The 18,571-nt window shown below is 63.5% G+C and carries 13 protein-coding genes; 10 read left to right on the top strand and 3 right to left on the bottom strand.

The genetic code is table 11. The annotated features are described in order from the left end of the window. The 3 genes from EOA36_RS06435 to EOA36_RS06425 form a co-directional block, all read right to left on the bottom strand. The coding region (locus EOA36_RS06435) for a carbohydrate kinase (protein WP_145969115.1) at positions 1-690 on the bottom strand (690 nt) is incomplete at its 3' end. Beyond that, positions 687-1,133, bottom strand: coding sequence for an RbsD/FucU domain-containing protein (locus EOA36_RS06430; protein WP_127276098.1), 447 nt, complete (start codon positions 1,131-1,133; stop codon positions 687-689). The genes EOA36_RS06435 and EOA36_RS06430, both read right to left, overlap by 4 nt. Next, positions 1,134-2,360 (bottom strand): ROK family transcriptional regulator, encoded by a 1,227-nt coding sequence (locus EOA36_RS06425; RefSeq protein ID WP_127276097.1) that lies wholly within the window; start codon positions 2,358-2,360, stop codon positions 1,134-1,136. Positions 2,361-2,590: 230 nt separating this feature from the next. Between EOA36_RS06425 and EOA36_RS06420 the strand changes: the two genes are divergently transcribed. From EOA36_RS06420 to EOA36_RS06375, 10 genes are all read left to right on the top strand, one after another. After that, the gene (locus EOA36_RS06420; protein ID WP_167531230.1) at positions 2,591-3,607 is read left to right on the top strand and encodes a sugar ABC transporter substrate-binding protein; all 1,017 of its coding nucleotides are present in this window, start codon (positions 2,591-2,593) and stop codon (positions 3,605-3,607) included. Positions 3,608-3,765: 158 nt separating this feature from the next. Continuing rightward, positions 3,766-4,827, top strand: a complete 1,062-nt coding sequence (locus tag EOA36_RS06415; RefSeq protein WP_127276095.1) for an ABC transporter permease — start codon at positions 3,766-3,768, stop codon at positions 4,825-4,827. Next, entirely contained in the window at positions 4,824-5,606 is a 783-nt protein-coding gene (locus EOA36_RS06410; RefSeq protein WP_127276094.1) for an ATP-binding cassette domain-containing protein, read from the top strand. Before EOA36_RS06415 ends, EOA36_RS06410 begins: the two co-directional genes overlap by 4 nt. Before the next feature lie 134 nt (positions 5,607-5,740). Beyond that, positions 5,741-8,203 (top strand): glycogen/starch/alpha-glucan phosphorylase, encoded by a 2,463-nt coding sequence (locus EOA36_RS06405; protein ID WP_127276093.1) that lies wholly within the window; start codon positions 5,741-5,743, stop codon positions 8,201-8,203. 71 nt (positions 8,204-8,274) lie between these two features. After that, on the top strand, positions 8,275-10,488 hold the full coding sequence (gene glgB / locus EOA36_RS06400) for a 1,4-alpha-glucan branching protein GlgB (RefSeq protein WP_127276092.1): 2,214 nt from the start codon (positions 8,275-8,277) through the stop codon (positions 10,486-10,488). Between the two features lie 51 nt (positions 10,489-10,539). After that, the gene (glgC, locus tag EOA36_RS06395; RefSeq protein ID WP_127276091.1) at positions 10,540-11,805 is read left to right on the top strand and encodes a glucose-1-phosphate adenylyltransferase; all 1,266 of its coding nucleotides are present in this window, start codon (positions 10,540-10,542) and stop codon (positions 11,803-11,805) included. Between the two features lie 21 nt (positions 11,806-11,826). Further along, positions 11,827-13,272 (top strand): glycogen synthase GlgA, encoded by a 1,446-nt coding sequence (gene glgA / locus EOA36_RS06390; RefSeq protein ID WP_127276090.1) that lies wholly within the window; start codon positions 11,827-11,829, stop codon positions 13,270-13,272. A 3-nt stretch (positions 13,273-13,275) separates the two neighbouring features. Next, on the top strand, positions 13,276-14,904 hold the full coding sequence (locus tag EOA36_RS06385) for an alpha-D-glucose phosphate-specific phosphoglucomutase (protein WP_127276089.1): 1,629 nt from the start codon (positions 13,276-13,278) through the stop codon (positions 14,902-14,904). A gap of 196 nt (positions 14,905-15,100) precedes the next feature. After that, positions 15,101-17,098, top strand: a complete 1,998-nt coding sequence (glgX, locus tag EOA36_RS06380; protein ID WP_127276088.1) for a glycogen debranching protein GlgX — start codon at positions 15,101-15,103, stop codon at positions 17,096-17,098. Next, positions 17,098-18,571 (top strand): alpha-amylase family glycosyl hydrolase (locus tag EOA36_RS06375; RefSeq protein ID WP_127276087.1); only part of this gene is annotated, 1,474 nt, incomplete at its 3' end. The genes glgX and EOA36_RS06375, both read left to right, overlap by 1 nt.

Raw genomic sequence — 18,571 nt, 5'->3', positions numbered from 1 at the left:
GTGCTGCTTGCTATAGCCAACGGCGCCTTCGCTGCCATGCGTGACGACGATCAGTTTCGGGCCGCGGTCGAGCCAATTGCGCACGACATCCTCGTGCGAACCGGCTTCACCGAACCAGTTGAGGTCTTCGTCCGAAAGTTTGACGATGTCGGCCATCGCCATCATCTCCCGGATGCGCCTGAGGTGCTTGGCCTTGTCGGGGATGAAGTTCGGCCGGATGTTGGGATCGAGCATCATCACGCGGGCCTCGTGCTCGCGCCGCATGAATTCCTCATAGGCCGAGCCAGCCGGCTCCGAGATCAGGCTGATGGCGCCGAACAGCATCGCCTCGATCTCGCCGCCGAGTTGCGGCAGGTCCTCGATGGTCAGCATGCGCCCGGCCGTGTTCTCGTCATAGAAGGTGTAGGTCGCCTGGCCGTTGTTCAGCCGCACGAAGGCCAGTGTCGTCGGCCGGGGCGATGTGTGCGCGTAGGTCGAACTGACCTTGCTCGCTCCGAGCGCCTCCCTGAATTGCCCGCCAAACAGGTCCGACGACAGGCCGGAGAAGAAGCCGGCCGGCGCGCCGAGCCGGCCGAGTGCGATCGCCGTGTTGAAAACAGCGCCGCCGACATAGGGAGCGAAGGCCGGCTCACCCTGCGTGGTGGTGCGCGGCAGCATGTCGATGAGGGCTTCGCCACAGCAGAGGATCATGGCTTCCTGGTCTCCGGCGGATAGATCACGCCCTTGCGGATGATGATGTTGGCGTAAAGCCGCGGCTCGCTCGTCGCGACGATGGCATGCGCCGATTTGACCCGTGCATAGAAGTCGGCGCCGGCCAGCGCAACCACCTTGCGGCCTGGTGCACGTTTGGCGCAGATCGCCTCCATTTCACGATGGACAGGGTCGGCAAGCGACGGATCGCCTTTCACCGAGGCTCGAAACAGCGCCTCCGGAACCGCGTCGTCGACCGGAAGCAGCGTCAGTATCGCGTCGAGTACGGGAATGAGGGCATGGCCGTCGGTCCGGATGAGGCGTCTTGCCTGCTCCAGCGCCGGATAGTTCCCGTCGACCAGGGCAATCTCGTCACCATGCCCCATGGCGCGCAACGTTGCCAGAAGCTCCGGACCAAGCAGCGCCGGAATCCCGATCAGCATTCAGGCGCTCCTGGCGATCGTCGTCGAACCGATCAGGAAGCGTTCGGAAAGCGGCAAGCTGGCGCCGCCGAGCGCCCGTGCATGGATGCCCACGCTTCCCTCGCGGACCGCCGGAAGTTTCAGCCCTTCGCCGTCGATGGCGCCGATTGCCGTCACGACCGCCTCGACCAGCTTCTTGCGCACGGCCTTCGGCATCCACCCGTCGATCACCGCGGCCTCGAAATCGATGACCGAGGACGCTGCGACGATGGCGTAAGCGAGTGCCTGCGAGGCGCTGGCGATCCACTCGTCGAGTTCGGCGCCGATCTCCCCCCAATCCTCGGGTGAGGTCCACAGATACGAGGCCTCGACGCCACGCGCATTGAGTGTTTTTTCGAGCATGGCGATCGAGGCCACGTCGATCAGCTGGGTCGGTTTTCCACCCGGCCCGGGCACGGGCATGGAGCCGAGCGCGCCGGCATTGCCGGTCGGTCCGCCGAACAGCCGGCCGTTGAGCACAATGCCGCCACCGGCAAAGGCGCCGATGTAGAAATAGACGAAGTCCCGCGCCGCGCCCGTCTGGCCGAAGACCAGTTCGGCGCCGCAGGCCGAGGTGGCGTCGTTCTGCAGATAGACCGGAAAATCGCACTGCGTCTGGATGTCGGTCCTGATATCGCGATGGCGCCATTCGTCCATGACCTCGCGCGGCGCGCCGGCGGTGTCGGCCCAGTTCCACAGCTCGAACGGCATGGCGATGCCGAGTCCGGCAATGCGTTTGTCCTGCGCCGGTGTCAGCGCGCCGCGCATCGTCTTCATGCCTGACGTGACGAACTCGACCGTTTCGCGTGGGGCAGGGTAGCGGTAGGAGTGCTGCAGCATTGCGCGCACGTTGCCGAGGAAATCGATCAGCACGAGTTCGGCGCTGCGGCGGCCGATCTTGAGGCCGATGAAGAAGGCGCCTTCGGGGTTGAGCGCCATGGGGATCGAGGGCTGGCCGATCTTGCCGCGCAACGGCGCCTGACGGACGAGCAGGCTTTCTTCCTCCAGTTCGCGCATGATGACCGAGACTGTCTGCGCCGAAAGTCCGGTCATGCGGGCGATGTCGGACTTCGCCAGACTGCCGTGCTGACGCACCAGCGAAAGCACCAGGCGCTCATTGTGATCGCGCATGCCGCTCTGGTTGGTGCCGCGGTGAATAAGGCTCTCATTCGCTTCGGGCGAACCATGCCTCGCAGTGGCGGTCTCCACCCTGTTCCTCCCGTCGTTTCCCCGGCAATGCTTTTGGGTCAGAATGAGTGAAGGACGCAAGGCTGTCAATAATAAATAAGAGTGATTTAATTATTGACAGATGCCTTGGTCTGGTGTTTTTTGATCTGGCATCCGCGCTGGGAGAAGTCGCCTGGATGCCGTGCGGGTGCCGGTTGGCCGGCATTCGAAAATGTTCCACTGGGAGGAAAATCGTGACCAATACAAAATTGTTGAAGTCCACCGTTTTTGCGGCGGCCGCGCTGGGTCTGATGGCGTTCGCTTCGTCCGCATCCGCCGCCGGCGTCGGCGCCTGCCTGATCACCAAGACCGACACCAATCCGTTCTTCGTCAAGATGAAGGAGGGCGCTACCGCCAAGGCCAAGGAACTCGGCGTCGATCTCAAGACCTATGCGGGCAAGATCGACGGTGACAGCGAGAGCCAGGTGGCGGCGATCGAAAGCTGCATCGCCGACGGCGCCAAGGGCATTTTGATCACCGCGTCCGACACCAAGGGCATCGTGCCGACGGTGAAGAAGGCGCGCGATGCGGGCCTGCTGGTGATTGCGCTCGACACGCCGCTCGATCCGATCGACGCCGCCGACGCGACCTTCGCAACCGACAATCTGGAGGCCGGCAAGCTGATCGGTGCCTGGGCCGCCGCGACGCTGGGCGACAAGGCCAAGGACGCCAAGATCGGCTTCCTCGACCTGACCCCCTCGCAGCCGACCGTGGACGTTCTGCGCGATCAGGGCTTCATGATGGGCTACGGCATCGACGTGAAGGATCCCAACAAGATCGGCGATGAGACCGATCCGCGTATCGTCGGCCACGATGTGACGAACGGCAATGAAGAGGGCGGCCGCAAGGCGATGGAAAACCTTCTGCAGAAGGACAACACCATCACCGTCATTCACACCATCAACGAGCCGGCCGCGGTCGGTGCCTACCAGGCGCTCAAGGCCGTCGGCCTCGAAAGCCAGGTGCTGATCGTCTCGGTCGACGGCGGCTGCCCCGGCGTGAAGTCGGTCACCGAAGGCGTCATCGGCGCCACCTCGCAGCAATATCCGCTGCAGATGGCCGCGCTCGGCATCGAGGCGATCGCCGCTTTCGCCAAGGATGGTACCAAGCCGAAGCCGACCGAGGGCAAGAACTTCTTCGACACCGGCGTCAACCTCGTCACCGACAAGCCGGCCAAGGGCGTCAAGTCCATCGACACCAAGGAAGGCCTCGCCAAGTGCTGGGGCTGATGCTGGCCTGACCGGTAACAGAACCGATCGGCCGGGGGGACTTGATCCCCGGCCGCATCGGGTGGACGATACATCACTGTAAACGCGAACAATCCCGGCGACAGACCGGAAGGCGTGGACGGCGTCAGCGCGTGGCTGAAGCCCTACGGGGAGGAAACATGGCTCAAGCTCAGGAATTCGAGAAGGTTCTCTCGGCCAGCGACACAAGCGTGGCCGCTTTCGACGAGCACAAATCAGCCGTCAAGCGCATCCAGCATTTTCTGCATTCAACGCCGGCGGCGGTGCCGCTGATCGTGCTGCTTCTGTCGATCATCATCTTCGGCATCGCGATCGGAGGGCGGTTCTTCTCGTCCTACACGCTGACGCTGATCCTGCAGCAGATCGCCATCGTCGGCATTCTCGGGGCCGCTCAGACTCTGGTCATCCTGACCGCCGGCATTGACCTGTCGATCGGGGTGATCATGGTGATTTCTGCCGTGATCATGGGCAATTGCGCGGTCAGCTACGGCATGCCGAGCGTGCTCGCCGTGGCGATCGGGCTTGCCGCCGGTGCGGCTTGCGGGCTGCTGAACGGACTGCTGGTCGCCTATATGAAGTTGCCGCCCTTCATCGTGACGCTTGGCACCTGGAACATCGTCATGGCCACGAACTTCATCTATTCGGCCAATGAGACGATCCGCGACACCGACGTCGACACTCAAGCGCCGCTGCTGCATCTGTTCGCCCTGAGCTTCAAGGTCGGCACGGCGGTGCTGACGCTCGGTGTCATTGCCACGGTCGTGCTCGTGATGGTCCTTTGGTACGTGCTCAACCACACCGCATGGGGCCGTCATGTCTACGCCGTCGGCGACGACCAGGAGGCGGCGAAGCTGTCTGGCATCCAGACCAAGAAGGTGCTGGTGACGGTCTACACCCTTGCCGGGCTGATCGCCGCTTTCGCGGCCTGGGTCTCCATCGGCCGCAACGGCTCGATCTCGCCATCAGCCGCCGTCACCGACTACAATCTGCAGGCCATCACCGCGACGGTGATCGGTGGTATTTCTCTCTTCGGCGGTCGCGGCTCCATCCTCGGCACCTTGTTCGGCGCGATGATCGTCGGCGTCGTCTCGATGGGCCTCAACATGCTGGGCGCCGATCCGCAATGGAAAGTGCTCCTCACCGGCGTGCTGATCATCGGCGCCGTCGCCATCGACCAATGGATCAGAAAGGTTTCGGCATGACCCAGGAACCCATCCTCACCGCGCGCGGCCTGGTCAAGCGCTATGGCCGCGTCACCGCTCTCGACAATGCCGATTTCGACCTATACCCCGGCGAAATCCTTGCCGTCATCGGCGACAACGGCGCCGGCAAGTCGTCGCTCATCAAGGCGATTTCCGGCGCGGCCGTGCCGGACGAGGGCGAAATCCGGCTTGAAGGCAAACCCGTCTCCTTCAAGTCGCCGATGGAAGCGCGCGAAGCCGGCATCGAAACCGTCTACCAGAACCTCGCGCTGTCGCCGGCGCTGTCGATCGCCGACAACATGTTCCTCGGCCGCGAGATCCGCAAACCCGGCTTCGTCGGCCAGTGGCTTCGCATGCTGGACCGTCCGGCAATGGAAAAGCGCGCCCGCGACAAGCTTACCGAACTCGGCCTGATGACCATCCAGAACATCAGCCAGGCGGTGGAGACGCTGTCGGGCGGCCAACGCCAGGGCGTGGCGGTGGCCCGCGCCGCCGCCTTCGGCTCGAAGATGGTCATCATGGACGAGCCGACGGCGGCGCTCGGCGTCAAGGAGAGCCGCCGCGTGCTCGAACTGATCCTCGACGTGAAGAAGCGCGGCCTGCCGATCGTGCTCATCTCGCACAACATGCCGCACGTCTTCGAAGTGGCCGACCGCATCCACATCCACCGTCTTGGCCGTCGCCTGTGCGTCATCGACCCCAAGCAATATACGATGTCTGATGCCGTTGCCTTCATGACCGGTGCAAAAGCACCCCCGGAGACGGCATTGGCGGCCTGAACTGCCTGATTGCCGCTGGGTAAGGAGGCGGGGGTGTTCTCTAAATCGATTGAAAACATGCTGCAATGCACTAGGATGGGCTGGGAGAAACGGTGAAAGCCGGTATGATCAGGCCAAACCGAACGAGAGGCGATATGACATCCGCCATGACGATCGAAGCCCCCGCTCTCGACAATCCCGATCCCAAGACGCTCGCCGAAGAAGTCTTGATGTCGCTCAAATACCGGGTCGGCAAGGACACCACCGTCGCGACCCAGTACGACTGGCTGACCGCCTCGATCAAGGTCGTGCGCGACCGCGTCGTCGACCACTGGATGCAGGCGACCAAGGAAGCCTACGACCAGCAGGAAAAGCGCGTCTATTACCTGTCGCTCGAGTTCCTGATCGGACGTCTGATGCGCGACGCCTTTTCCAATCTCGGCCTGATGGAGAACATGCGTGAGGCGCTGTCCTCGCTCGGCGTCGATCTCGACCTGATCGCCGCGCTCGAGCCGGACGCTGCCCTTGGCAATGGCGGCCTTGGCCGGCTCGCCGCGTGCTTCATGGAAAGCATGGCGACCGTCGACATTCCCGCGCATGGCTACGGCATCCGCTATGCCAACGGCATGTTCCGCCAGGAAATCCATGACGGTTGGCAGGTCGAACTGCCCGAGACCTGGCTGGACCACGGCAACCCCTGGGAGTTCGAGCGGCGCGAGCGCTCCTTCGAAGTCGGCTTCGGCGGTTCGGTCGAATCGATCACCTCCAGGGACGGCCGGCTCGAACGCCATGTCTGGAAACCGAGGGAGCATGTTCTGGCGGTTGCCTATGACACGCCCGTGGCCGGCTGGCGCGCCAAGCGCGTCAACACGTTGCGCCTTTGGTCAGGCATGCCGATCGATCCGATCCTACTCGACAAGTTCAACGCCGGCGACCACATCGGGGCGCTGGCCGAAAGCAACAAGGCCGATGCGCTGTCGCGCGTGCTCTATCCCGCCGATTCCCACATGGCCGGACAGGAACTCAGGCTCAGGCAGGAATATTTCTTCTCCACCGCCTCGCTGCAGGACATCGTCCAGCGGCATCTGAGCCAATATGGCGACCTGAAGTCGCTTCCCGACAAGGCGGCGATCCACCTCAACGACACCCATCCGGCAATCGCCGTGCCGGAGTTGATGCGGCTTCTGATGGACGTCCACGGCATGGATTTCGATCTCGCCTGGGATATCACCAAGCGTACCTTCGGCTACACCAACCACACGCTGCTGCCCGAGGCGCTGGAAAGCTGGCCGGTGCCGCTGTTCGAGCGGCTTTTGCCGCGTCATATGCAGATCGTCTACGCCATCAACGCGCAGGTGCTGCTGGAGGCGCGCGCCACTGATCAATTCTCCGATGAGCAGATCAGCCGTATCTCGCTGATCCAGGAGAATGGCGACCGCCGGGTGCGCATGGGCAATCTGGCCTTTGTCGGTTCGCATTCGATCAACGGCGTGTCGGCGCTGCATACCGAACTGATGAAGGAGACGGTGTTCGCCGACCTGCACCGGCTCTATCCCGACCGCATCAACAACAAGACCAATGGCATCACGCCGCGGCGCTGGCTCATCCAGTGCAATCCGGGCCTTACCGCGCTCGCCCGCGAGGCGATCGGCGATCGCTTCATGGATGACATCGAGGCGATCAAGGGGCTCGATCCGCTCGCCGACGACACCGCCTTCCGCGAAAAATTCGCCGCCGTGAAGCGCCAGAACAAGGTGAGGCTAGCCAACTTGGTCGCCGACCGCCTCGGCATCAAGCTCGACCCTTCGGCGCTCTTCGACATTCAGGTCAAGCGTATCCACGAATACAAGCGTCAGCTCCTCAACATCCTCGAAGCGATCGCGCTCTATGACCAGATCCGCTCGCATCCCGAGCGCGACTGGATGCCACGCGTGAAATTCTTCGGCGGCAAGGCCGCGCCCAGCTACCACAACGCCAAGCTGATCATCAAACTGGCCAACGACGTCGCCAGGGTGATCAACAGTGACCCTTCGGTGCGCGGCCTGCTCAAGGTCGTGTTCGTACCGAACTACAATGTCAGCCTGGCCGAGGTGCTGATGCCGGCCGCCGATCTCTCGGAGCAGATCTCGACCGCCGGCATGGAAGCGTCGGGAACCGGCAACATGAAGTTCGCGCTGAACGGCGCACTGACCATCGGCACGCTCGACGGCGCCAATGTCGAGATCAAGGAGCATGTCGGCGACGACAACATCTTCATCTTTGGCCTCACCACCGAAGAAGTCGCCGAGCGGCGCAACAATGGCTACAATCCCCGCGGCGTCATCGAGGCGTCCCCCGAACTGGCGCAGGCGCGCGCGGCCGGTTCTTCGGGCGTCTTCTCCCCCGATGATCCCAATCGCTACCGCGATCTGATCAACGGCCTCTACGACAGCGACTGGTTCATGGTCGCGGCGGATTTCGACGCCTATGCCGCCTGCCAGCGCGACGTCGATGCCGTCTGGCGCAACAGCCCGGACTGGTACGCCCGCGCCATCCGCAACGTCGCGCGCGTCGGCTGGTTCTCTTCCGATCGCACGATCCGCCAATACGCCAAAGAAATCTGGAACGTGCCCGTCTGATATGATTGCATGAGGCCACGAACGATGGCCGCAAAAACAAACATTTGGTGCCCGGGGAGGGCGACCGCCTGATGAGGAAGCCGCGCGCGACCGCTGCGACAAGCGGGCCGGACGGACTGGCGTCAGCCAGCGATGTCGAGGCGATTGTCGCCGGTACGCACGGTGATCCTTTTGCGGTTCTCGGTGTTCAGGAGGCCGGCAAGAGCCTGTTCGCGCGCTGCTTCGTTCCGCATGCGCAGTCCGTCACCGCCTACACGCTGACCGGCATCGAGGCAGGCGAATTGACCAGGCGCGACGAAGCCGGTTTCTTCGAGGGCAAGCTGTCGATCAGGAAGCGCCAGCCGCTCCGCTACCACGCGCGCAATGCCGGCGGCGACTGGTGGCTGACCGATCCCTATTCGTTCGGTCCGGTGCTCGGACCGATGGACGATTACTATATCGCCGAGGGCTCGCATCTCAGGTTGTTCGACAAGCTCGGCGCCCATGTCATTGAGCACGAAGGCGCCACCGGCGTGCATTTCGCGGTATGGGCCCCAAATGCCAGGCGCGTCTCGGTGGTCGGCGATTTCAATGACTGGGACGGGCGCCGGCATACGATGCGCGACCGTCGCGACACCGGCATCTGGGAGCTGTTCATTCCCGATATCGGCGCCGGCCGGCCCTATAAATATGAAATCATAGGTCCCGACGGCGTGAGATTGCCGCTGAAAGCCGATCCATTCGCCTTCAAGTCGGAGCTGCGCCCGGCAACGGCCTCGGTGACCGCGGTGCCCCCGGCGCATCCATGGGGCGACGAGGCGCATCGCAATTTCTGGCGCAACGCCGACCCCCGGCGCGAAGCCATCTCGATCTACGAAGTCCATGCCGGTTCCTGGCAGCTTCGCGACGACGGCACCTTCCTGTCCTGGGATGAGCTGGCCGACCGGCTGATCCCTTATGTGGTCGAGGCCGGGTTCACCCACATCGAATTCCTGCCGATCTCCGAGCATCCCTATGACCCGTCCTGGGGTTATCAGACCACCGGCCTCTACGCGCCATCGGCCCGCTTCGGCGATCCGGACGGCTTTGCTCGCTTTGTCGATGGCGCCCATCGTGCCGGCATCGGCGTAATCCTAGACTGGGTGCCGGCGCATTTTCCTGTCGACGAGCACGGTCTGGTCCATTTCGACGGCACCGCGCTCTACGAGCATGCCGACCCGCGCAAGGGCTTCCACCCGGACTGGAACACCGCGATCTACAATTTCGGCCGCCGCGAGGTGGTGTCGTTCCTCGTCAACAACGCCTTGTTCTGGGCCGAAAAATACCATGTCGACGGTCTTCGCGTCGACGCGGTGGCCTCGATGCTCTACCTCGACTATTCGCGCAAGCAGGGCGAATGGATTCCCAACGAAAAGGGTGGGCGCGAAAACCTCGAGGCGGTCAGCTTCCTGCAGAAGATGAACAAGGAGCTCTACGGGCACCATCCCGGTGTCATGACTATCGCCGAGGAATCGACTTCATGGCCAAAGGTCTCGGCGCCCGTTCATGAAGGCGGGCTGGGCTTCGGCTTCAAGTGGAACATGGGCTTCATGCACGACACGCTGGAGTATTTTTCCAAGGAGCCGATTTTCCGCAAGCACCATCACAACGAGCTGACCTTCGGTCTGACCTACGCCTTCTCGGAGAATTTCGTGCTGCCGCTCTCGCATGACGAGGTCGTGCACGGCAAAGGCACGCTGCTGGGCAAGATGGCCGGTGACGACTGGCAGAAATTCGCGACCTTGCGTGCCTATTACGGCTTCATGTGGGGTTATCCCGGCAAGAAGCTGCTGTTCATGGGCCAGGAATTCGCGCAGCGCCGCGAATGGAGCGAGGCGCGCGCGCTTGATTGGAACCTGCTCGATTTCCGGCCGCATCGCGGCGTCTGGCAGACGGTGCGCGATCTCAACTATCTCTACCGTTCACGTCCGGCCCTGCATGGCCGCGACTGCGAGCCCGAAGGGTTTTCCTGGCTGATCGTCGACGACAGCCAGAATTCGGTTTTCGCCTGGGTGCGCAACGCTCCTGGCGGCAATCCGGTCGCCGTCATCTCCAATTTCACGCCGGTGCCGCGCGACAATTATCGTGTACCTCTGCCGAAGGCCGGCAAGTGGCGCGAGATCATCAACACCGATGCTTCCGAATATGGCGGCTCCGGCATGGGCAATGGCGGCGTGGTCGAGGCGAGGGCGGAGGGCAAGAGCATCTCGGCAACGATGCTTCTGCCGCCGCTGTCGACGATCATGCTTGAACTCGCCGACGACTGAACTCGTTAAGGCTGGTCAACGCATAAAGACGAGTAACTTGGGAGGGTATAAATGGCAGACTTGAAAAGAACCCAGCCGCTGGCCCGCGACGCCATGGCCTATGTGCTGGCCGGCGGACGCGGCAGCCGCCTCAAGGAGCTGACCGATCGGCGCGCCAAGCCGGCGGTCTATTTCGGCGGCAAGACGCGCATCATCGATTTCGCGCTCTCCAATGCACTGAACTCTGGCATCCGCCGCCTCGGCGTCGCCACCCAGTACAAGGCGCATTCGCTGATCCGCCACCTGCAACGCGGCTGGAACTTCCTGCGGCCCGAACGAAACGAGAGCTTCGACATCCTGCCGGCGAGCCAGCGCGTGTCGGAAACGCAATGGTATGAAGGCACGGCTGACGCCGTCTACCAGAACATCGACATCATCGAGGCTTATGGCCCGGAATACATGGTGATCCTGGCCGGCGACCACATCTACAAGATGGATTACGAGCTGATGCTGCGCCAGCATGTCGATGCCGGCGCCGATGTCACGGTCGGCTGCCTCGAAGTGCCGCGCATGGAAGCGACAGGCTTCGGCGTCATGCATGTCGATGCCAAGGACAACATCATCGCCTTCGTCGAAAAGCCCGTTGATCCGCCCGGCATTCCGGGTAACCCGGAATTCGCCTTGGCCTCGATGGGCATCTACGTCTTCAAGACCAAGTTCCTGATGGAACAGCTGCGCCGCGATGCCGCCGAGCCGGGCTCCAGCCGCGACTTCGGCAAGGACATCATCCCCTATATCGTCACGCACGGTAAGGCGATCGCGCACCGCTTCACCAAGTCCTGCGTGCGTTCGACCGCCGAGAACGAGGCCTACTGGCGCGATGTCGGCACGGTCGATGCCTATTGGGAAGCCAACATCGACTTGACCGACGTGACGCCGGAACTCGACCTCTACGACCGCGACTGGCCGATCTGGACTTATGCCGAGCTGAAGCCGCCGGCAAAATTCGTCCACGACGAGGATGGCAGGCGCGGTTCTGCCGTGTCGTCACTGGTGTCGGGCGATTGCATCGTCTCGGGCGCTTCGCTGAAGAAGAGCCTGATCTTCACCGGCGCGCGCATCAATTCCTATTCGGCACTCGAAGAAGTCGTCATGCTGCCCGACGTTCATGTCGGCCGGAACGCAAAGTTGAAGCGCGTCGTGATCGACCACGGTGTAAGGATACCGGAAGGGCTGGTGGTCGGCGAGGATCCCGCGCTCGACGCCAAGCGTTTTCGGGTTTCGGAAAAGGGCATCTGCCTGGTCACCCAGGACATGATCGACAAGCTGAAGCTTTAGGCCGGATCGGATTGTAGGCGCATGCATGTTCTGTCGGTCACGCCCGAAATCTTCCCGCTGATCAAGACCGGCGGGCTTGCCGACGTAACCGGGGCGCTGCCGATCGCGCTCGCGGCCAAGGGCGTGACCATGCGCACGCTCATTCCGGGTTTTCCGGTGGTGATGGGCGCCTTCAAGAAAAAGAAGGCCGTCTACCAATACCCCTTGTTGCAAGGCGGCAAGGCCGCGATCCATGCCGTCGAGGTCGCCGGGCTCGATTTGTTCGTGCTCGACGCGCCGCATCTGTTCGACCGCCCCGGCGGCCCCTATGGCAACGCCTCGGGCGCGGATTGGCCGGACAATTGGCGGCGCTTCGCGGCGCTGAGCCAGGCCGGCGCCGATATCGCCGGCGGCGCCATTTCGGGCTACCTGCCTGACATCGTGCATGCCCATGACTGGCAGTCGGCGATGACGCTGGCTTATATGCGTTACGGCAAGGCGGTTGGCACGCCATCAATGATGACCGTCCACAATCTCGCCTTCCAGGGTCAGTTCGGCGCCGGCATCTTCGGCGAACTCGGTCTGCCGGCCGCGGCGATGGCGCTTGACGGCGTCGAATATTATGGCGGCGTCGGCTTCCTCAAGGCGGGTCTGCAGGCGGCCTGGGCAATCACCACGGTGAGCCCGACCTATGCGCAGGAGATCCGTTCACCGGAATTCGGCATGGGCCTCGATGGTCTCATCAACATGCGTTCAAGCGATCTCCATGGCATCGTCAACGGCATCGACACCGCCATCTGGGATCCAGCAACCGATAGACATCTGGTGTCGACCTATACGGCCGAAACGTTGAAGGCCCGCGCGCCCAACAGGGCGGCCGTCGAGGACCGTTTCGGTCTCGACCGCGACGGCAGCCCGATTGTCTGTGTCGTCAGCCGGCTGACCTGGCAGAAGGGCATGGACATATTGGCGACGGTGATCGACGGCATCGTTGCGACAGGCGCCAGGCTGGCTATCCTCGGCTCGGGCGACGCCGGCCTCGAAGGCGCGCTGCTGGCGGCCGCCGCACGCCACCGTGGCCGCATCGGTGTGGTCGTCGGCTATGACGAGGGGCTGTCGCACATCATGCAGGGCGGCTGCGACGCCATCGTCATCCCTTCGCGCTTCGAACCTTGCGGGCTGACGCAGCTTTACGGCCTGCGCTATGGCTGCGTGCCGGTCGTCGCGCGCACCGGCGGCCTCGCCGACACCATCATCGACGCCAACGAAGCGGCGATTGCAGCCGGCGTGGCGACCGGCTTCCAGTTTGCCCCCAACAATGGCGGCGCGCTGCTGCACGCCATCCGCCGCCTGGCCGACGCCCACGCCAGTTCCGCAACCTTCGAGACCATCCAGCGCCAGGGCATGAAGACCGATGTGTCGTGGGATCGAAGCGCCGAAAAATACGTCGAACTCTATCGCCTGCTGCTTTCGAAAAGGGTTGCCTGAAGCATGATACGCACCGTCCCCACCAAGCCCTATTCCGACCAGAAGCCCGGCACGTCGGGACTGCGCAAGAAGGTGCCAGTGTTCCAGCAGGAGCACTATGCCGAGAACTTCATCCAGTCGATCTTCGACGCGCTCGACGGATTTGCCGGCAAGACCCTGGTCATCGGCGGCGATGGCCGCTTCTACAACCGCGAGGTCATCCAGAAGGCCATTGCCATGGCCGCCGGCAACGGCTTCGGCAAGGTGATGGTAGGGCAGGGCGGCATATTGTCGACGCCGGCGGCCTCGCATGTCATCCGCAAATACAAGACCTTCGGCGGCATCATCCTGTCGGCCAGCCATAATCCCGGCGGCCCGCATGAGGATTTTGGCATCAAGTACAATGCCGGCAATGGCGGCCCGGCGCCGGAAAAGCTGACCGACGCCATCTTTGCCAGGACCAAGGCGATTTCGAGCTTCAAGATCGCCGACATCGATCCAATCGACATCGATACGGTCGGCACCGTCAAGGCCGGCGGCATGACCGTCGAGATCATCGATCCGGTCACCGACTATGCCGAACTGATGGAGAGCCTGTTCGATTTCGACGCGTTGCGCAAACTGTTCAAGTCGGGCTTTCGCATGCGCTTCGACGCCATGCACGCGGTGACCGGACCCTACGCCAAGGAAATCCTCGAACACCGGCTCGGCGCACCGAACGGCACCTGCCGCAATTTCAAGCCGCTGCCCGATTTCGGCGGCCATCACCCCGATCCCAACCTTGTCCATGCCAAGCACCTCTATGACGAGATGATGGGGCCGGACGCGCCGGATTTCGGCGCCGCCTCCGACGGCGACGGCGACCGCAATTTGATCATCGGCAAGGGCATTTTCGTCACCCCGTCGGATTCGGTCGCCATGCTTGCCGCCAATGCCCGCCTGGCGCCCGGCTACAAGGACGGGCTGAAGGGCATCGCCCGCTCGATGCCGACCAGCGGTGCCGCCGACCGCGTCGCTCACAAGCTCGGCATCGGCATTTACGAGACGCCGACCGGCTGGAAGTTCTTCGGCAATCTGCTCGACGCCGGCATGGCGACGATCTGCGGTGAGGAAAGTGCCGGCACCGGCTCCAACCATGTCCGCGAAAAGGACGGTCTGTGGGCGGTGCTCCTGTGGCTCAACATCCTCGCCGCGCGCGGCGAAAGCTGCCAGCAGATCGTCACCGAGCACTGGGCGGCCTATGGGCGCAATTACTATTCGCGGCATGACTATGAAGAGGTGGAGAGCGACCGCGCCAATGCGCTGGTCGACGAACTCAGGGCCAAGCTCGGCTCGCTGCCCGGCACCAGCGTGCGCGGCTTGAAGATCGCCAATGCCGACGATTTTGCCTATCACGACCCGGTCGACGGCTCGACCAGCGAGCACCAGGGCATAAGGGTGCTGTTCGAAGGCGGCTCACGCGTCGTCTTCCGCCTCTCCGGCACCGGCACCTCGGGCGCGACCCTCCGCGTCTACATCGAGCGCTACGAGCCGGACAAGTCGAGGCACGATCTCGACACGCAGGAGGCGCTCGCCGATCTCATCGCCGCCGCCGACGACATTGCCGGGATCAAGAGCCACACCGGCCGCGACAAACCGAGCGTGATTACTTGAGGGTGGGGAGGCGCGACTCCCCCTTCTCCCCTTGTGGGAGAAGGTGTCGCCGAAGGCGACGGATGAGGGGTGCTCCAGCTTGGCGCAAACCGGCGCCCGGGACACCGATGCCTCATTCCTTCCAACACCCCTCATCCGTCTCGGCGGTGCGCGCCGATCCACCTTCTCCCACAAGGGGAGAAGGGAAGGCGCTCACGTGAACAATCTCGGCGCCGCCATCACCAGCGAAGGCATCCGCTTCGCCGCCTGGTCGTCGTCGGCGCGGCGGCTCTGGGTGTCGATCTTCGATGAAACCGGCGACCACGAAATCGAGCGGCTTGAACTCCAGCCCGAAGGCGAGGGTTTTTACGCCCTGTTCGTCGCGGGTCTCGCCGCCGGCACCCGCTACGGCTTTCGTGCCGATGGCGACTATGCACCCGAGCGTGGGCTGTGGTTCGACCCCGACAAGCTGCTGACCGATCCTTATGCCGCCGAAATCGACCGGCCCTATGCCTATCACTGGCGGCTCGCCGCGCGGCGCAATGAGGGTGCCGACACCGCGTCGCTGATGCCCAAGACCGTGGCCAAGGCCTTGCCCGCGGCCCCACCGATCCTGCCGCCGCTGTTTCGTCCGGGCGGCCTGATCTACGAACTGAATGTCCGCGCCTTCACCAAGCTCCACCCGGATGTGCCGCAAGAACAGCGTGGTACGATCGCCGCACTTGCCCATCCGGCCATCATCGAGCATCTGCAAAGGCTCGGCGTCTCCGCCGTCGAATTGATGCCGGTGACGGCGTCGATCGACGAGCGGCATCTGCCGCCGCTGGGCTTGAGCAACGCCTGGGGCTACAATCCCGTCACCTTCATGGCGCTCGACCCTCGCCTCGCACCCGGCGGCCTGACGGAATTACAGGACACGGTCGCAGCGCTGCGCCGGGTTGGCATCGGCACCATTCTCGACCTCGTCTTCAACCATACCGGCGAAAGCGACAGGCTGGGGCCAACGCTCTCGCTGCGCGGCCTCGACAACCAGGCCTACTATCGGCATCGGCCGGATGGCGGGCTGGTCAATGACACCGGCACCGGCAACACCATCGCTTGCGACCATCCGGTGGTGCGCGAAATGGTGCTCGACACGCTCCGTCATTTCGTGCGCCGGGCTGGCGTCGACGGCTTCCGGTTCGATCTGGCTCCGGTGCTGGGCCGGGTCGATGGTCTGTTCGATCCGGAAGCACCACTGCTCCGGGCCATTGCCGATGATCCGGTACTTTGCGACCGCGTGCTGATCGCCGAGCCTTGGGATATCGGGGCAAACGGATATCAACTGGGCAATTTTCGGCCACCGTTCCTCGAGTGGAACGATCGCTACCGCGACGATGTCAGACGCTTCTGGCGCGGCGATGCCGGCATGGTCGGCACTCTCGCCACGCGCCTTGCCGGTTCGTCCGACGTGTTCAACAGGGCAGGGGAGCCGGCAAGCCGCAGCGTGAACTTCATCGCCGCCCATGACGGCATGACGCTGGCCGACATCGTCGCCTACGAGCGCAAACACAACGCCGACAATGGCGAGCAGAACCGCGACGGCCATAACGACAACCTGTCCTGGAACAATGGCGTCGAGGGAGACACGAACGAGGCAGCGATCATCAAGGCGCGCTTCGACGACCAACGCGCACTGCTCGCCACGCTGTTCGCCTCGCGCGGCACCATCATGCTGACGGCAGGCGACGAATTCGGCAGAACGCAGCAAGGCAACAACAACGCCTATGCGCAGGACAACGCCATTACCTGGCTTGACTGGACAGGCCGCGATCAGGCGCTGGAGCGTTACGCATCGGCGCTTGCAGCGCTTCGCCAGGCGGTGCCGGCACTGTCGGACACACGTTTCCTGGCCGGAGAACCGGTCGAGGCTTCAGGCGTTCCCGACGTCGCCTGGCTGACCGAGACGGGTGAGCCGCTCGCAGAGACCGACTGGAACGACTCCAGCCGGCATCGCCTTGTCATGCTGCTTGGCGGCGAGGATGGCAGGCTTGCCGTCATGATCAATGGTGACCGCCGCCAATGCGTCTTCACCTTGCCGGCGCGCGATGGCTTCCAGTGGCGCCCGGCAATCGAGACACAGGCGATCGACCTCCTGCGCCCGCTGCCGGGCCGCAGCGTCAATTTCATGATCGAGGGCCGGACCGGAAACGGTGGCGCCGGGAAGGGTTCGTAATGGCCGACGACAATGCCAGGCAGGGAGCCGAGTGGTGGCGAGGCTGCGTCATCTATCAGATCTATCCGCGCTCTTTCCAGGACACGACCGGCGATGGCAGCGGCGATCTCAAAGGTATTACGGCAAGGCTCGCCCATATCGCCTCCCTCGGCGTCGACGCTGTCTGGCTGTCGCCCTTCTTCAAGTCGCCCATGGCCGACATGGGCTATGACGTATCGGACTACTGCGACGTCGACCCGATGTTCGGCACGTTGGCGGATTTCGACGCGCTGGTCGCCGAAGCGCATCGGCTCGGCCTGAAAATCATCATCGACCAGGTGCTGTCGCATTCATCCGACAAGCATGAATGGTTCATCGAAAGTCGCGCCAGCCGCGACACCGCCAAGGCCGACTGGTACGTCTGGGCCGACGCCAGGCCCGACGGCGGCGCGCCCAACAATTGGCTGTCGGTCTTCGGGGGGCCATCCTGGGAGTGGGACGCGACCCGTCGCCAATATTACATGCACAATTTCCTCGCCTCGCAGCCGGATCTCAATTTCCACAATCCGGAAGTCCAGGACGCGTTGCTGGACACGGTGCGGTTCTGGCTGGAGCGCGGTGTCGACGGCTTCCGGCTCGACACGGTCAATTACTATGTCCACGACCGCTGGCTGCGCAGCAATCCGCCCTTGGCTTCGAGCGTTGCCGGCACCAACACGGAAACCAACACCTACCTCTATCAGGAGCATCTGTTCGACAAGACGCAGCCGGAGAACCTGGCGTTCCTCAGGCGTTTCCGCGCGTTGCTCGACGAATTTGGCGACCGCGCCGCCGTCGGCGAGATCGGCGATGAAGGCCGCTCGCTGCAGACGCTCGCAGCCTACACCTCCGGCGGCGACAAGCTTCAGATGAGCTACACGTTCGATTTGCTCGGCTCGCAATTTTCGGCGGCGCATGTGCGTGGTTGCGTCGAGGCGTTTGAGAATGCGGTTGCCGACGGCTGGGTCTGCTGGGCCTTCTCCAACCATGACGTCGTGCGCCATGTCAGCCGCTGGACGCGGCCGGATGGCGATCCCGATCTGGTGGCCAAATTCTCGATCATGCTGCTCGCCTGCCTGCGCGGCTCGATCTGCCTCTATCAGGGCGAAGAACTCGGCCTTGAGGAAGCGGAGCTTGCCTATGAAGATTTGCGCGATCCCGTCGGCATCCGTTTCTGGCCGGGCGTGAAGGGCAGGGACGGCTGCCGCACGCCGATGGCCTGGGAGGTCGGGGCCGACAATGCGGGCTTTTCCACCACAAAACCATGGCTGCCTGTGCCGGCAAGCCATCGCGCCCGTGCGGCGGATGCGCAGAACGGCGAGGAGCAATCGGTGCTGTCGGTCTACCGCTCCACGCTTGCCTTGCGCAGACAGCACCCGGCACTGGTCGGTGGTTCGATCCGTTTTCTCGACGCCGAGGGAGACATGCTCGCCTTCATCCGCGAAGGAGACGGGG

Source organism: Mesorhizobium sp. M8A.F.Ca.ET.021.01.1.1 (assembly GCF_003998025.1).
Lineage (GTDB): Bacteria > Pseudomonadota > Alphaproteobacteria > Rhizobiales > Rhizobiaceae > Mesorhizobium.
This window is presented reverse-complemented; position numbering and strand designations above follow the sequence as displayed.

Bases quoted from the DNA above. Each gene is read 5' to 3' on its own strand.
- glgC (WP_127276091.1), top strand. From the start codon at position 10,540: ATGGCAGACTTGAAAAGAACCCAGCCGCTGGCCCGCGACGCCATGGCC.
- EOA36_RS06405 (WP_127276093.1), top strand. From the start codon at position 5,741: ATGACATCCGCCATGACGATCGAAGCCCCCGCTCTCGACAATCCCGAT.
- EOA36_RS06430 (WP_127276098.1), bottom strand. From the start codon at position 1,133: ATGCTGATCGGGATTCCGGCGCTGCTTGGTCCGGAGCTTCTGGCAACG.
- glgB (WP_127276092.1), top strand. From the start codon at position 8,275: ATGAGGAAGCCGCGCGCGACCGCTGCGACAAGCGGGCCGGACGGACTG.
- EOA36_RS06415 (WP_127276095.1), top strand. From the start codon at position 3,766: ATGGCTCAAGCTCAGGAATTCGAGAAGGTTCTCTCGGCCAGCGACACA.
- EOA36_RS06385 (WP_127276089.1), top strand. From the start codon at position 13,276: ATGATACGCACCGTCCCCACCAAGCCCTATTCCGACCAGAAGCCCGGC.
- glgA (WP_127276090.1), top strand. From the start codon at position 11,827: ATGCATGTTCTGTCGGTCACGCCCGAAATCTTCCCGCTGATCAAGACC.
- EOA36_RS06410 (WP_127276094.1), top strand. From the start codon at position 4,824: ATGACCCAGGAACCCATCCTCACCGCGCGCGGCCTGGTCAAGCGCTAT.